Origin of the sequence: Paraburkholderia sp. BCC1884, assembly GCF_900996225.1 — a bacterium.
GTDB lineage: Bacteria > Pseudomonadota > Gammaproteobacteria > Burkholderiales > Burkholderiaceae > Paraburkholderia.
This window is the reverse complement of record NZ_CAAJGL010000090.1, coordinates 342,236-357,190: the sequence shown is the minus strand read 5'-3', so window position 1 is coordinate 357,190 and position 14,955 is coordinate 342,236. Positions and strand designations below refer to the sequence as shown.

At 63.5% G+C, this 14,955-nt stretch carries 13 protein-coding genes; 8 read left to right on the top strand and 5 right to left on the bottom strand.

What is annotated here, in order from left to right:
* Window position 1: 1 nt before the first annotated feature.
* Complete coding sequence (locus FQ705_RS20455) at window positions 2–1,006, bottom strand: arabinose ABC transporter substrate-binding protein (RefSeq protein ID WP_144143870.1); 1,005 nt, start codon at window positions 1,004–1,006, stop codon at window positions 2–4.
* A 140-nt stretch (window positions 1,007–1,146) separates the two neighbouring features.
* Entirely contained in the window at window positions 1,147–2,595 is a 1,449-nt protein-coding gene (locus FQ705_RS20450; protein ID WP_144143869.1) for an aldehyde dehydrogenase family protein, read from the bottom strand.
* A 188-nt stretch (window positions 2,596–2,783) separates the two neighbouring features.
* Here FQ705_RS20450 and FQ705_RS20445 point away from each other — a divergent pair, with 188 nt between their 5' ends.
* Both FQ705_RS20445 and FQ705_RS20440 read left to right on the top strand, forming a co-directional pair.
* Entirely contained in the window at window positions 2,784–3,761 is a 978-nt protein-coding gene (locus FQ705_RS20445) for a LysR family transcriptional regulator (RefSeq protein WP_144143868.1), read from the top strand.
* Between the two features lie 141 nt (window positions 3,762–3,902).
* On the top strand, window positions 3,903–4,457 hold the full coding sequence (locus tag FQ705_RS20440; protein ID WP_144143867.1) for a YaeQ family protein: 555 nt from the start codon (window positions 3,903–3,905) through the stop codon (window positions 4,455–4,457).
* Between the two features lie 68 nt (window positions 4,458–4,525).
* Here the strand turns inward: FQ705_RS20440 and FQ705_RS20435 are convergent, their stop codons facing one another.
* Complete coding sequence (locus FQ705_RS20435; protein WP_144143866.1) at window positions 4,526–4,951, bottom strand: VOC family protein; 426 nt, start codon at window positions 4,949–4,951, stop codon at window positions 4,526–4,528.
* A gap of 394 nt (window positions 4,952–5,345) precedes the next feature.
* Here FQ705_RS20435 and ada point away from each other — a divergent pair, with 394 nt between their 5' ends.
* The 4 genes from ada (at window position 5,346) to FQ705_RS20415 (ending at window position 10,031) form a co-directional block, all read left to right on the top strand.
* Window positions 5,346–6,506 (top strand): bifunctional DNA-binding transcriptional regulator/O6-methylguanine-DNA methyltransferase Ada, encoded by a 1,161-nt coding sequence (ada, locus tag FQ705_RS20430; protein ID WP_144143865.1) that lies wholly within the window; start codon window positions 5,346–5,348, stop codon window positions 6,504–6,506.
* Window positions 6,503–7,420 carry a DNA-3-methyladenine glycosylase family protein gene (locus FQ705_RS20425; protein WP_144143864.1) on the top strand — a complete coding sequence of 306 codons (918 nt, stop codon included), beginning with the start codon at window positions 6,503–6,505 and terminating at the stop codon, window positions 7,418–7,420. The genes ada and FQ705_RS20425 overlap by 4 nt, the downstream gene beginning before the upstream one ends.
* A 264-nt stretch (window positions 7,421–7,684) precedes the next feature.
* On the top strand, window positions 7,685–9,301 hold the full coding sequence (gshA, locus tag FQ705_RS20420; protein WP_144143863.1) for a glutamate--cysteine ligase: 1,617 nt from the start codon (window positions 7,685–7,687) through the stop codon (window positions 9,299–9,301).
* A gap of 241 nt (window positions 9,302–9,542) precedes the next feature.
* Window positions 9,543–10,031: a hypothetical protein gene (locus FQ705_RS20415; RefSeq protein ID WP_186307952.1), complete on the top strand. Its 489-nt coding sequence runs from the start codon at window positions 9,543–9,545 to the stop codon at window positions 10,029–10,031.
* A gap of 42 nt (window positions 10,032–10,073) precedes the next feature.
* On the opposite strand, the gene FQ705_RS20410 is transcribed toward FQ705_RS20415, so the two are convergent.
* Window positions 10,074–11,636 (bottom strand): DHA2 family efflux MFS transporter permease subunit, encoded by a 1,563-nt coding sequence (locus FQ705_RS20410; RefSeq protein ID WP_144143862.1) that lies wholly within the window; start codon window positions 11,634–11,636, stop codon window positions 10,074–10,076.
* 136 nt (window positions 11,637–11,772) lie between these two features.
* Window positions 11,773–12,315, bottom strand: coding sequence for a MarR family winged helix-turn-helix transcriptional regulator (locus tag FQ705_RS20405; RefSeq protein ID WP_144143861.1), 543 nt, complete (start codon window positions 12,313–12,315; stop codon window positions 11,773–11,775).
* 253 nt (window positions 12,316–12,568) lie between these two features.
* Here FQ705_RS20405 and FQ705_RS20400 point away from each other — a divergent pair, with 253 nt between their 5' ends.
* On the top strand, window positions 12,569–12,949 hold the full coding sequence (locus FQ705_RS20400) for a hypothetical protein (protein ID WP_144143860.1): 381 nt from the start codon (window positions 12,569–12,571) through the stop codon (window positions 12,947–12,949).
* 188 nt (window positions 12,950–13,137) lie between these two features.
* A complete protein-coding gene (locus FQ705_RS20395) occupies window positions 13,138–14,847 on the top strand; it encodes an efflux transporter outer membrane subunit (protein ID WP_144143859.1) in 1,710 nt (569 codons plus the stop codon).
* The last annotated feature ends 108 nt before the right edge of the window (window positions 14,848–14,955 follow it).

The window sequence follows — 14,955 nt, the reverse complement described above, 5'->3', positions numbered from 1 at the left end:
CTTAAATGCCGAGTTCCTTGCGCACGTCCTGCCAGTTGCTGCGCACCATCAGCTTGCCGGTGGTTTGCGTATCGGCGGGCGGCTGCTTGCCGTCCTTGATCCAATCCACGAGGTTCTCCGTGCTTTCCTTGCCGTGCATCGTCGAGCTCACGGCGATCGTGCCGTAGAAGCCCGTCGGCTCCTTCTTCTGGAATTCGGCGAACGCTTCGCCCGCACCGTTGATGCCGACGCCGATCACGTCCGCCGCCGGAATATGCAGTTGCTCGGTAGCGCGCACGCCGCCCAGTACGCTTTCCTCGTTGAGCGCGAAGATCACCCACTTCTTGATGTTCGGATGCTGCGCGAGCACCGGCGACGATGCGTTGAAGCCGCCTTCGTCATCGGTTGTTTTTTGCGGGGCGTCGAAGATGTTTTCCTTTTTGAAGCCGCCGGCCAGCAGTGATTCCGTCGCGCCGTCGGTGCGCAGTTTCGCGGTCGGCAGTTCGTAGTTCGTGATACGCAACGCGCCGACTTCTTCCGGCTTCCAGCCGCGGCGTTTCATTTCCTCGCTGATCGCCTGGCCAACCTGATTGCCGATCTTGAACGCGGACATGCCCAGGTGCGGCACGTTCGGCAGCGGCTTGCCGGTGGAGTCGACCAGTTGATCGTCGACGGTGACGAACTTCATGTTGTAGCGCTTCGCGCGCGCCTGAATCGCCGGTCCGAGACGCACGTCGGGCGCGCAGATCACGAAGCCCTTGGCGCCTTGCGCACCGAGGTTGTCGATTGCGGCCAGCACTTTTTCGCCGTCGGGCGTGCCGATGTTGACGACCGAGAAGCCGTCCTTCTGGCCGAGCGCGGTGGCCGCTTTCTGTTCGTTGATGAACCATGCCTGTTCCGGCATCTTCACGAGGAAGCCGACTTTGAGCGGCGCATCCGCGTGCGCGGACAGTTGGGCGGCAAAGGGCGCGGCGAGGGCGGCGGCGGCCATCGCGGTTAGCGTCAAACGGCGAAGCTTGCTGGTCATGGTTTGTCTCCTGACGTTGAAAGGCTGCATTGATTTCGTTTAATTGCAGCGGGGCGATGCACGGCGGCGTCAGCCGGGGCGTGCGTAAGCGGTGCGATGTGCGGGCGGCAGAACGTAGGGACGATCGTGTGTCATCGCGATCAGCCCGCCACGTAGGCCGTTTTCACGGTCGTCCAGAAAGTGGCGTCGGTGGCGCCATAGGCGGACGCCTTGCGGCCGCCTCCCGGCGCGTGGTGCTCGACCGAGGTCGTCGGCAGATTGATCGTCACGAGGCCGGCCTGGACGTGGCGGCGGAAATGCCGCGCCCGGCTCAGCGAACGTGTGCAGATGCCGGCGCATAAGCCGTATGCCGAATCGTTCGCGAGATGCAGCGCGTGGTCGTAGTCCTCCGCGCGCAGCACCACGGCGAGCGGACCGAAAATTTCTTCACGCGCGATGCGGTGTTCCGGTTCACCTGCGAATAGCGCAGGCTCAAAAAAATAGCCACGGGTCGCACGCTCCAGTTGACGGCCGCCGCGCAGCAATTGCGCACCTTCCTGCAGGCCGATGCGTACATAGTCGAGATTCCGTTCGAGTTGGGCGGCGTTCGCGACCGGGCCGATGTCCGTGCCGTGCTTCAACGCGTGGTCCACCGTGAGCCCGGCCAGCTTCGTCTGCAAGGCATCGACGAAAGGCTCGTACACGGCGCGCTCGACGATCAGCCGGGCCGCCGACGTACTGCGCTGGCCGGTCGATCCATAGGCGCCGCTCAACGCTGCGTCGACAGCGCTATCGAGATCGGCATCGGCCAACACCACGAAGGGATTCTTGCCACCCATCTCCAGTTGCACGCGTGCCTGCCGTGCTGCGGCGGCCTGTAGCACCCGCGTACCGTTTTCCGCCGACCCGGTGAAGCTGATCGCCGCCACCAGCGGATGCGCGACGATCCGCGCGCCGACCTGACGGCCGCTGCCCATCACGAGATTGAAGACGCCTGCGGGAAGACCTGCGCGGCTGATGATCGATGCCAACGCCGCGCCGCACGCCGGCGTCGATTCGGCCGGTTTGAAGACGACGCAATTACCATGGGCCAGCGCGGCGCCAAGCTTCGCCGCAGCGATCGCCAGCGGCTCGCTCCACGGCGCGATGATGCCGATGACGCCCAGCGGTTCGCGCGTCAGATCGATCTCGACGCCGGCGCGCGCCGACATCACGGGCTGGAAAAACGAGCGCAAGGCGTCGGCGGCGGCCAGCTTGAAGAGTTGGCCGGCGCGGGTCGCTTCGGCCCAGGCTTCCGGCAGGGTCTTGCCGACTTCACGCGCGAGCAGCCGGCCGAGTTCATCGCGACGCGCCAGGATCTCACTGCCGATCGCATCGAGCGCGTCGGCGCGGCGCTGCGCCGAGCCCAGCGACCATTCGCGAAACGCCGCATGCGCGGCTTCGATTGCGCTATCGGTTTGCCGCACGTCGGCACGCACGTAGTCGCCGACCAGTTCATCCAGATCCGACGGGTTCAGCGACACGCCCGTGGTCGCGCCTGTCTCCCATCCGCCATTGATGTAATGGCGAAACGGACTGGTAACGAGTGGGACGAGCGGATCGCGGTTCATCGACGGAAAAGGCGCCACGTGAGGAAGCTCAGAAAGTCCACGAATGGTATGAGGCGCCCCAATAACTTTCCAATCCCTTTTTAGGCTATCCCGATATCAATTCCGGTATGGCATCATGAGCGTCAGACAGGGCGAACTGCCCGCCAGCCGGCTCTGGGCCGGCTGATTAAAATGTTGGGAGACAGGCCATGACGCGTAGCTACTCGAACTGGTTCGTGCGGGCGCGGCTCAAGACAAGGCAATTGCTGCTGCTGGCGGCGATGGAAGAGGAGGGCAACGTGCGACGCGCAGCCGACGTGCTCGGCATGACCCAGCCTGCCGCGTCGCGTCTTTTAAAAGAACTCGAGGACATGCTGGACGTCAGCCTGTTCGACCGCACACCGCATGGCATGCATGCCACGCTGTACGGTGAGGTCATGATCCGTCACGCGCGCATGGTGCTGTCGAATCTGAGCCATGCGCACGACGAAATCTCCGCGTTGCGCGCGGGTCTGGCCGGTCAGGTGCGCATCGGCGTCATTGCGGCAGCGGCCGCGACGATGGTGCCGCGCGCGATCGCCAGCGTGAAAGAACGCTATCCGCAGTTGCAAATATGGGCGGAGGTGGAAACCTCCGACGTCATGCTGCCGCGGCTCGCCGAAGGCGAACTGGATATCATGATCGGCCGCGTGCTGGAGCGGCAAAACCAGTTCAAAGCAGAGGTGCGCTACGAACCGCTCGCCGACGAACCGCTGTGCGTGGTCGCCCGTCCTGGTCATCCTCTCGAAAATGAGACAGGTTTGACACTGCGCGGAATCGTCAACGCAAGCTGGGTTTTGCACCCGCCGGGCAGCGTATTACGCCATCGCTTCGATCTGATGTTTTCGCAAATCGGGCTCAATCCGCCGCAAAACGTGGTCAATACCAACAATTTTCTGGCGATTTCGAGCCTGCTTCTCCAAAGCGACATGTTGGCGGTGTTACCTGACGAAGTGGCGCGTCAGTACCAACAGTATGGCGTCCTGAAACGCGTACCGATCGATTTACCGTGCAGGATGGATACATTCGGTATCATCACGCGCCAGTCGCATCTCCTGTCGCCGGCGGCCTCCGTGGTGCTGGACGCCTTGCGGGAAGCCGCCAGCGAGGTGTACGGCAGTGCTTTTGAGCCGACAGTGGCGCGATAAATGCTTCTTCCGTCGTATGAACCGCCGGCAAACGGCGGGGGAGACGCGGACATGTACGACAAACACCGAAAACGGCAACGCGCCGTCGACGATTCTTTTTCTGTTCGCTCCGGTGGAGCGAGCGCCTGGTTTAGCAACGGCATGGCTCTCAAATCGACGATATACAAGGCGGAACTGCAGATCGCCAACATGGACCGGCACTATTACGCCGACCATTCGCTGACGATCGCCCGCCATCCCTCGGAAACCGACGAACGGATGATGGTCCGCGTCGCCGCGTTCGCGCTGTTCGCGCAGGAACGCCTGGAATTCTGCAAAGGTCTGTCGGACGTCGACGAACCGGATTTGTGGGAGAAAGATCTCACCGGCGCGATCCAGACCTGGATCGAAGTCGGCCAGCCGGACGAACGGCGTATCGCGAAGGCGAGCGGCCGCTCGAACGAAGTGATCGTGGTCGCGTACGGCGGCCGTACGTCGGACATCTGGTGGCAAGGCGTGCGCAGCAAGGTGGAACGCATGCGCAATGTCACCGTGTGGACACTTGGCGAAGACATCGCGGCATCGCTTGGCTCGCTCGCCGAACGCACGATGCGGCTGCAATGCACCGTCCAGGACGGCGAAGCATGGCTCGGCAGCGCCGACGCCGATGCGGTGAAAATCGAGTGGACGGTATTGAAGGCGCCCGCCAACGCTTGAGCGCGTGGGCGCGTTCTTACGCCAATTTCAGGGTCGGCGTGCGTTGCTCAAGCGGTTCGTGAAACCGTCTACAACGATGTCGCCCGCGCCGCCTCCGGCGGCCCTTTGAGTTCGACCATATTGCCCTCCGGGTCGAACAGATACAGCGACGGACCAAACCCGTCCGCGCCATAGCGCAATCCCACCTCGCCCAGCTTGACGCCGTGTTCGGAGAGATGCGCCTCGAGTGCATCCGCGTCGAAGGGCTCGACGCGCAAACACACGTGATCCATGTTCCGCCCCGCGCCGGGCACGCCGTTTTCCGCGTGGTCTAGCCGCGCGCCGACCTGCAACAGATCGATCAACGAACGCCCCGCGCGTAATTGCGTGAGCCCCAGATCGCGCTGCTCCTTTTCGAGGCTGCAGCCGAGTACGTCGCAGTAAAAGCGCGCCATGGTCTCGACGTTCGACGCCCGAATGACGACGTGGTCAATTTCGCGAATGTGAATTTTCATGTGAAGCGCCCCCGGCTGGTTCGCAGAACGGATGAATAGCCAGTTTAGGAGAAAGGGCGGCGTTGCGAGAGCGGACGCTGAGGGCGTGGCTCGGATCGCGCCAGGAATCGGCAGACGAAAAAAAGCCCGCTCTATGTGGAGCGGGCTGAATCCATATCAGGAGGAGACATGGAGGAGACAAGTACTAATATACACATGGGGTTGGTGCGACGCAATAACTTTTTAAGGGAAAACCCGATATCGGGCCAAAATGTCGCACTTTGTCGGCAATCGACGGCCTGGCGGCGCTTTGAGGCTACGGAGCCGCGCAATGACAGAGCAAGAACCGAGGCGTAGCCGGTCGGCAGACGGCCTACATTGATGAGCATCGACATCGCTCATCGGGACCATCATCATGAACCGCAATCCTAACGACACCGCCGCTGACATCGCCCACTGGAATTCGGACGACGAACGCTGGGAAGCCGTCACGCGCCGCGAACCGCAGGCCGACGGCGCTTTTTTCTATGCCGTCAGAACCACGGGCGTGTTCTGCCGTCCGTCGTGCGCATCGCGCCAGCCGCGTCGCGAAAACGTGGCCTTTTTCGGCGATGCCGCCGCCGCGCGCGCCGCGGGCTTTCGCGACTGCAAACGCTGTCAGCCCGGCGGCTTGCCGCGCGAACTGGAGATCGTCAACCGCGCGTGCGCCGCGCTCGACGCCGATCCGCAGCAACGCCTCACGCTCGCGCAATTGAGCGACGCCGTGCACGTCAGCCCATTCCATCTTCAGCGACTCTTCAAGCGCGTGGTCGGCGTCACGCCGCGCCAGTATCAGGCGGCGCAACGTGGCGCCGCGTTGCGCGACGCGCTGCAAAGCGGCACCGACGTCACCCGCGCCACGCTCGACGCCGGCTTCGGCTCACCATCGCGCATGTATGACAGTGCGTCGGCGGAACTGGGCATGTCGCCGTCCGCTTATCGGCGCAAGGGCGCGGGGCTCACCGTCCGTTATGCCAGCGCATCGACCGCGCTCGGCTTCGTGCTGGTCGCCGCGACCGACAAAGGCATCTGCAAAATCGGTTTCGGCGACGACGCCGCCGAACTCGCCGACGAGTTGCGCGGCGAATTCGCCAACGCAGACCTGGTGGAAGACCCGCAACGGCTCGCCCCGTTCATCGCCCAAGTCGACGCCTATTTGCGCGGCACCCGTCAGGATTTCGATCTACCGCTAGACATCGCCGCGACCTCGTTCCGGCAGCGTGTTTGGGAAGCGCTGCGGCACATTCCCTACGGCGAAACGCGCAGCTATTCGCAGATCGCCGAGGCGGTCGGTGCGCCGCGCGCCGTGCGTGCCGTGGCGAGCGCCTGCGCGACCAACCCGGTGGCGCTCGCGATTCCATGTCATCGCGTCGTGCAAAAGAGCGGGGCGTTGGCGGGTTATCGCTGGGGTCTGCCACGCAAGGCCGCGCTGCTCGATAACGAAGCGCAACATGCCGGCGAGCGTTCTTCCAGCGAGCGCGGCACAGCGACTCGAGCCGACGCCGACACGACCCCGAACCTGGACCATGCCGCGTGAGCACGCTCGACGAAGTCGCTACCCTTGAATTGCCGTTCAAAGCACCTTTCGACTGGCCACGTCTGCTGCGTTTCTTCGGCGGCCGCTCGACGCCAGGCGTCGAAGCGGTGGAGGACGGCGCGTATCGCCGCGCCATCGATTGGAACGGCGATGGTGGCACGCTTAGCGTGCGCCTGCATCCGCGCAAGCGCTGCCTGGTCGCGAGCATCGAAGGCCCCGCGAGCCGTCACGCCGACACGCTCGCCACGCCCATCGCAAAGATGTTCGACCTGCATGCCGATCCGAAGAAGATCGGCGCCGAACTGGCCAAGGACCCCTGGCTCGCGCCGCTGATCGAAGCCGCGCCCGGGTTGCGCGTGCCGGGCGCATGGTCGGGCTTCGAACTGGTGGTGCGCGCGATCGTCGGTCAGCAGGTCAGCGTGAAGGCGGCGACCACCATCATCGGACGGCTGGTGCAACGTGCGGGTCAACGCATCGAAGGGCATCCGCATGAAAACACTGCATGGCGCTTTCCCACGCCTGCTGCATTGGCCGCAGTCGATCTCGAAAAGATCGGCATGCCGGGTAAACGCGTAGCCGCCTTGCAGAGCTTTGCGCATGCCGTCGCCACCGGCGCCGTGCCGCTCGACAACAGCACGGCCGACGCCAACGTCTTGCGCGCCGCGTTACTCGCGCTGCCCGGCATCGGGCCATGGACCGTCGAGTATGTCGCCATGCGTGCATGGCGCGATGCCGACGCGTGGCCCGCATGGGACCTCGTATTGATGCAGGCGATCTGCGCGCGCGACCCGTCGCTCGTGCGGCCAACGCAGCAGCGCCTTCGCACCGACACGTGGCGGCCATGGCGCGCGTATGCGGCGATGCATCTCTGGAACGAAGTGGCCGACCGGTCTGGCGCGGCGCGCGGCGGTTGACTCCAAGCCGTGTTGAAGCAATAGACACGGCTCGCGCGCGAGTCGTACGGCGAGTAGAGTGAGCAGGTGCAAGCGGGTGAATCGGGCCGGAAAACAGGCCTGCTCCGACTCGCGAATGCCCTGCCGAAGCGGCCTCAAGCAGCGGTTCTGGCGAGATGTTAAAGTGCCCGCTACTGAAAATTCCGCCGAACGTTGTCAACCGCGCAATGCTGCCCGCGAGCAGTGAAGCGGCACATGGCGGCCGACAACGCCCGACTCGCATCAATGCCAAACACGACACCTTCCCGCACGACCGACGCGTTCCTGCACCGCCTGTCCGTGCTGACCTCAGGCCCGCAGCGCGATGCGCTGATACGCGGCCTGCGCGGCATCGAAAAGGAAAGCCTGCGCGTCACGCATGAGGGCCAGCTCGCGCTAACGCCGCATCCGCGCGTGCTCGGCTCGGCACTCACGCATCCCTCGCTCACCACCGACTATTCCGAAGCGCTGCTCGAACTGATCACGCCGGCCGAACAGGACGTCGCGCTCACGCTGGAGAAGCTGGACACGCTGCATCGATTTGTCTACGCGGAACTCGGCAACGAGATCCTGTGGAACAACTCCATGCCGGGCCTCCTGCCCGATACCGACGACGGCATTCCCATCGCGCGTTACGGCGACTCGAACATCGGCAAGCTGAAGTACGTGTATCGCATCGGCCTCGCGCTGCGTTACGGGCGCACCATGCAGTGCATCGCGGGTATTCACTACAACTATTCGCTGAACGAAGAAGTGTGGCGGCTGCTGCATGCCGACCAGCAATCCACGGCGAGCGCCGTCGATTTCCAGTCCGAACGTTATCTCGCGCTGATCCGCAATTTTCGGCGCACCAACTGGCTGCTGATGTATCTGTTCGGCGCGTCGCCGGCGCTGGATCGACGGTTTCTCCGCGATCGCAAACACACGCTCGACAGCTTCGACGCCGACACGCTGTACCGTCCGTACGCCACGAGCCTGCGCATGAGCGACCTCGGCTACTCGAACACCACGGCGCAAGCCGAACTGCATGCCGACTACGACACGCTGCCGGGCTATCTCGACGCGCTCGCGAAGGCCGTGAGCCAGCCTTATCCGGCGTACGAAGCGATTGGCACGCAGCGCGACGGCGAGTGGGTGCAGATCAACACGAACGTGCTGCAGATCGAAAACGAGTTCTACTCGACCATTCGTCCGAAGCGCGTCACGTATCCGGGCGAGCGTCCGCTGCATGCGCTCGCCGCGCGCGGCGTGCAATACGTCGAAGTGCGCTGTATGGACATCGATCCGTTCGAACCGACCGGCATTTCGCTCGAGACGTCGCGCTTTCTCGACGCCTACCTGCTGGTTTGCGCGCTTGACGACAGCGCGCCGCTGCCACCGGACGCTTATGCGGAAGCGAACCAGAATTTCGGCCGCGTGACGATGGAAGGCCGCAAGCCGGGCCTCGAACTGACGCGCGACGGCCAGCCAGTCGCCATGATGGATTGGGCCGACGAACTGCTGCTCAAGATCGACGCGGCGGCCGCCGCGCTCGACGCATTGCAAGGCGGCGACGCACATGCACGCGCCGTCGCGGTTCAGCGCACGAAACTCGCCGATGCATCGCTCACGCCGTCGGCCCGTGTGCTGCAAACCATGCGCGACAAGCAGCAGAGTTTCCTCGCCTTCGGCCTCGAACAGAGCGAGGCGCACGCCGCATATTTCCGCGCGCGTCCGTTGGATGCCGAAGCGGTGAAGACTTTCACGGACCTCGCCGCTCAATCGCTGGCGGAACAAGCGAAGCTGGAACAGGAAGAAGTCGGCTCGTTCGACGCGTTCGTCGCGGCTTATCGGGCGTATACGTTGAACCGTTTCAGTGTCTGAAGAACGATGAGCGTCGCGAGGTTGGCGATGCGATGTGATGTGATGTGATGTGATGAAAAAGCGGCCTGGCCGCTTTTTTGTTGCCCGCGCCGGTAACGGCTACGTCGACTGGCGCAACGAGACGAACGCGATCGGCAAATTCTCCGTTGCGCCTGACGATTCTCTGACGCAGATGAAACACCCTACCGATGCCATGGTCCAAACTGTCATGACACGCTCCAGTGAGGGAGGTATCGACGTGATGAAAAAAGGTCTGCTGTCCGTGTTGTGTATCGTCGCGGTCGCCGGATGTTCGACGCAAGGTCAGGTCGATCCGAACGTCATGCAGATCGCGACAACGCCGTTGACGTGCTCGAACAAGACCGAGTGCGATCTCTGGTGGCAGCGCGCCCAGGCATGGGTCACGAGCCATTCGACCTACAGGATCGAGTCCTCGACCGACACGCTGATCCAGACTGCCGGCCCGGACGGCGGCAAGCGCGCATTGGCTTATCAGATCACGCGTGCGCCGAACCCGGACGGTACCGCGACCATCGGTTTTGCTGCGCATTGCGACGGCTCGATGGGCTGCAAGCCGAACCCATGGGAGGCGGGCGCCGATTTTAAGGAATATGTGCGCGGCGTTGCTACCAACATGAAGCCTTCGCAGCAGTCCGCACCTTCGGCAACGCATCCTGATTCCACCGGGCAATCGATCCCGCCGACGAACGGCGAAACGCTCACGCAATAGCGAATCGGGCCGCGGAGAAAACGCGGCCCGTACGGTGTCGAATCAGTGGCCCATCGAAGGGCCGACGCCCTCGCGCGGCTTGGTGATCCACACCAGCACCGCGAGCGCGAGGAACGCCGCGCAGGAGATGCGGAAGAAGTCGTTGGTGGCCAACATATACGCCTGTGCGGTCACCACCTGATTCAATTGCGCGGTGATGCTGTCGCCAGAGAGGCCGATGCCGGCCAGCGCGTTCGTATACGCGTTGGTGTTGTCGGCGTAGACGTTGACTGAATCGGTCAGCATCGCGTGATGGTAGATCGTGTCGTTTTCCCAATACGTCGTGCTGATTGCCGTGCCGATTGCGCCTGACAGCGTCCGGAAGAAATTCGATAGGCCGGAAGCGCTGGCGAGCCTGTCGTCCGATACGCTGGAGAGCGTAATGGTGGTCATGGGCACGAAGAAGCACGCCACGCCGATACCTTGCACGATCCGCGGCCAGATCACGTGATTGAACGGCACATCGAGCGTGAAGGTCGAGTTCCAGAACGAGACGAAAGCGAACACGATGAACGCAAAGCTCGCCACCACACGCAGATTCAAACGGTGCATGTTCTTGCCGATCATCGGCGACAGAAACAGCGCGAGCAGACCGACCGGTGCGGTCGCGAGTCCGGCGAGCCCGGCGGTATAACCCATCACGGTCTGTAGCCAGAGCGGAAAGATCACCACCGAGCCGAAGAAGGCCATGAAGCCGAACGAGATGATCAGCACGCCGAGCGCGAAGTTACGATCCTTGAAGAGCGAGAGATCGATTACGGGCTCCTTCTCCGTCATCTCCCACACCAGCATGAAGGCGATCGCCACGACCGCAATCACCGCCAGCGCGACGATGAAATTCGAATTGAACCAGTCGCGGTCCTTGCCGAGGTCGAGCACCATCTGCAGGCACGACACGCCGATCACCAGCAAGGCGAGGCCGACCGCGTCGATACGCTGTTTGGTGGTTTTCGTCTCGCGGCCGCGCAGCAGCAGATAGGCGCACACCGCCGAAAACAACCCGATCGGCACATTGATGTAGAAGATCCACGGCCACGTGTAGTTGTCGGTGATGTAGCCGCCCATCACCGGACCGAAGATCGGCGCGCAAATCACGGTCATCGCCCAGAGGCCGAGCGCGAGGCCGCGCTTTTCCGGCGGATAGGAGCGCATCAGGATCGTTTGCGACAGCGGGACCATCGGCCCCGAGACCAGCCCTTGCAGCAGCCGGAACGCAATCAGCGACTCGAAGTTGTGCGCGAAGCCGCACAACGCCGAGGCAATCGTGAACAGCAGCACGGAGAGCGTGAAAAGCCGCACCTCGCCGACCCGGCGCGCGAGCCAGCCGGTCAACGGCACGGCGATCGCCGAGGCGACCGAATACGACGAGATCACCCATGTGCCCTGGCTGGTCGCCACGCCGAGGCTGCCGGAAATCGTCGGCACCGCGACGTTCGCAATCGACGTGTCGAGCACTTCCATGAACGTGCCGAGTGCCAGGCCGACCGTGAGCAGCGCGAGCATGCCGCCTTTGAGCGGCGCGAGTTCGGCGGCGGGCAGATCGGCGGCGGATGCCGTGGCGTCCATTGATTCTTCTCCTCAGCCAGGAAAGCTTGTCACGGCAGCTTTATCTCCCGCGATGAACGGGGTGCTTACATGCCGTATCATCCTCTGCCCAGACAGATATATTCAGACAATGGCGCTTCGAAAACGCGCCTCCTGGTTATGCCTTGCCGTCTTCCGGCGGTAACGGTTCGAACTCGGGCGAAGGCCCCACGCGATCCGGTCCCAGATCACAGCCCGCGCTGGCTCCTTCGTCGATTCCGTTTGCAATGAAACGCCCAAGCAGATCGATCAAAGTCGCGAGGTCCATGCTGGAAAAGCCGCGCAACTGCTCGTTGAGGACCGCTGCGCCCAGTTCGGGAAGTTGCTTCGCCGCAATTTGCCCTTGCGGCGTCAGTTCGAGCTTGACCATGCGGCGATCGGCGTCGCTTCGCGTACGCACCACAAAGCCTTTCTTTTCAAGGCGATCGAGCAGACGCGTCATCGATCCGCTGTCGTAAGACATGGCACGCGACAGCTCGAACGGCGTGCTCGCGCGACCCGAAAACAACATCAGGATCACGCCGATCTGCTGCGCGGTCAGCCCCAACGGCCTGACCGCGCGATCCGTCCGTTCGACCAGCACGTTCCGCGCTTTCGACAGGTAATAGCCGAGACTCGATTCGAGGTGGATCTCGTCGGGCTTGTAGGGACCTTCAGTCATCGTGTATCCGGGCAACGTCAGCAAGCAGATCGGATTTTAGCTGCCTAAGCAGACAAGTCAAACCTGATTTCACGTAGGGCGATCCGCCGAAAAACAACACGGACCTCGCACGCGAGGCAAAGTATCTTGAAATTTAATTGCATAGTCAATATTATTGCAGGCAACGAGTTACGCGCGATCCGCGCCACCCGAGACTATGTTCTGACCGATTGTCTGCCCGCCGCAAGAGCGACGCGCACAAAGGATTTTTCCGATGCTGTACCTCAAAAACACGCTTGGCGGCTGGAGCCGCTCCCTGACCGATTCCGCGCTGAGTAGCTTTCAAGGGCCGCACCGCTGGTGGAAACTCGCACTCTTCGCGGTGCTGTTCATTCTGCCGGGTGGGTCGGTCGGCGTGGTGGTGCTGGCGTGGGTCGAGCATCGGCGGGGGCGCAAGGGCGGGCAAACTGAAACGGCCATGGGCAAGGCGGCGCCAGCCGCCATCGCGAAGGCCGGTTCTGGTTCAACTGGCACGATCGGGCAAACTGCCAGCCACAGCGGCACCGGCCCTTGCCAGGCTCGCGGCGATGCGCCTTGCCGTGCCGCTGCCGGCAAGCAGGCCCGTCAGACTAAATCAGCGGATTCGCGCGCTTAGGGCCGGTTCAGTAACAGCACGTAACCTTCAAGACACCCTCAGTAACACACCTGCCTCCTTCCTCGCATTAACCTTTCGGTTTCCCGCTTCCGGCGGGCTCATACGCTAACATTCCGGCAGACCAAGATCTCGCCCGGCCGGCGGTGCCGCCATCGGCCGCGCCGCGGCGTCCAGAAGGAATTCATTGCATGCAGTCTGATCGAATCGTGCGTGCGCGGACACTCGTGCCTCGCGCCCTGACCCTCGCCGTCGCAGCGGCTCTCACCAGCCTGCTGGCGGCTTGCGTTGTCGGCCCGGACTACAAGCGGCCTGCCGCCGAGATCCCCGCTTCGTACAAGGAAGCCGCGCCAGGCTGGAAAGTGGCCGAGCCGGCCGATCAGCACGATCGCGGCGACTGGTGGACGATCTATCAGGACCCGCAACTCAACGCGCTGGAAGACAAGCTGAATGTCGCCAACCAGACGGTTGCGCAATATGCCGCCGCGTACCGCCAGGCCCGCGCGCTGGTCGGCGAGGCGCGTGCCGCGTATTTCCCGACAGTCGGCGCATCGGCGGGCGCCACGCGCTCGGGCAACGGCGTGTCGTCGGGCGGGAATTCGACCACGGCAACGAGCCGCTCGGGCGTCAACAACAGCTTTAATGTGCAACTCGACGCCAGTTGGGAGCCTGATCTGTGGGGTTCGGTTACCCGTTCGGTCAATTCGCAGAAAGCCGGTCAACAGGGCGCGGCGGCGGATCTCGCCAACGCACGGCTCTCGGCCCAGGCTACGCTCGCGCAAACCTACTTCTCACTGCGCGCCCTCGACTCGACCCAGAAGCTACTCGACGACACCGTCGCGGCTTATCAGCGCTCGCTGCAAGTCACGCAGAACCAGTACGCCGCCGGCGTCGCCGCACGCTCCGACGTGATTCAGGCGCAAACGCAACTGCAATCGGCGCAGGCAGCGGCCATCGACAACGGCGTACAGCGTGCCCAGGACGAACATGCGATCGCGGTGCTGGTCGGCGAACCGGCGTCGGCCTTCGCGATTCCGCCGTCGCCGCTTGCCGCCACGCCGCCCGCCGTACCGGCGCAGATGCCGTCGGCGCTGCTCGAGCGGCGTCCGGACATCGCATCGGCGGAACGCAAAGCGGCGGCGGCAAACGAGCAGATCGGCGTGGCGATCGCTGCGTTCTTCCCGACACTTACACTGTCCGCCAGCGGTGGATTCGAAAATTCCATCTTCTCGCAGTTGCTGACTGCGCCGTCGCGCTTCTGGACCCTCGGCCCGCAACTGGCCGGCACGCTCTTCGACGCCGGCTTGCGCCAGGCAAAGACCGACGCGGCGCGCGCGGCCTACGATCAGGACGTCGCGAGCTACCGGCAAACGGTGCTGGCCGCGTTCCAGGATGTCGAGGACAACCTCGCGTCGCAGCGCATCCTCGAACAGGAAATCGTCGTGCAGCGGCAAGCGGTGGATTCGGCCCGTCAGGCGCTCGCCATCGTGACGAACGAGTACAAGGCGGGCACGGTCGGCTACGTCAACGTGCTGACCGCGCAAACTACCGCCTTCACCGCCGAGCAGAAGCTGGAAAACATCGCGGGCCAGCGGATGGTGTCGTCGGTGGGTCTGGTGAAGGCGCTGGGCGGCGGCTGGGACGCGTCGCAAATGAATCGCGAAACAGGCGAGGTAGCCGCACCGGCGCCGGTGCCGGCGGCATCGGCTGTGCCTGCCGCGCAGAGCGGCGTAGCAGTGCCTGTTGCGCAGAGCGGAGCGGCGGTGCCTGCTGCGCAAAGCGGAGCAGCTATGCCTGTTGCGCAAAGCGGAGCAGCTATGCCTGCTGCGCAAAGCGGAGCAGCTATGCCTGCTGCGCAAAGCGGAGCCGCGGTGTCGCAGACACAGACACAGACCCAATAGGCGCACGCAGCGCGCCCAAAGCGCTCGACGCAAAACAAAAAAGGCCTGGCCGCGTGACGCGACCAGGCCTTTTTTCCATCACTCACGCTTCGGGAGTCGGGCGGACGG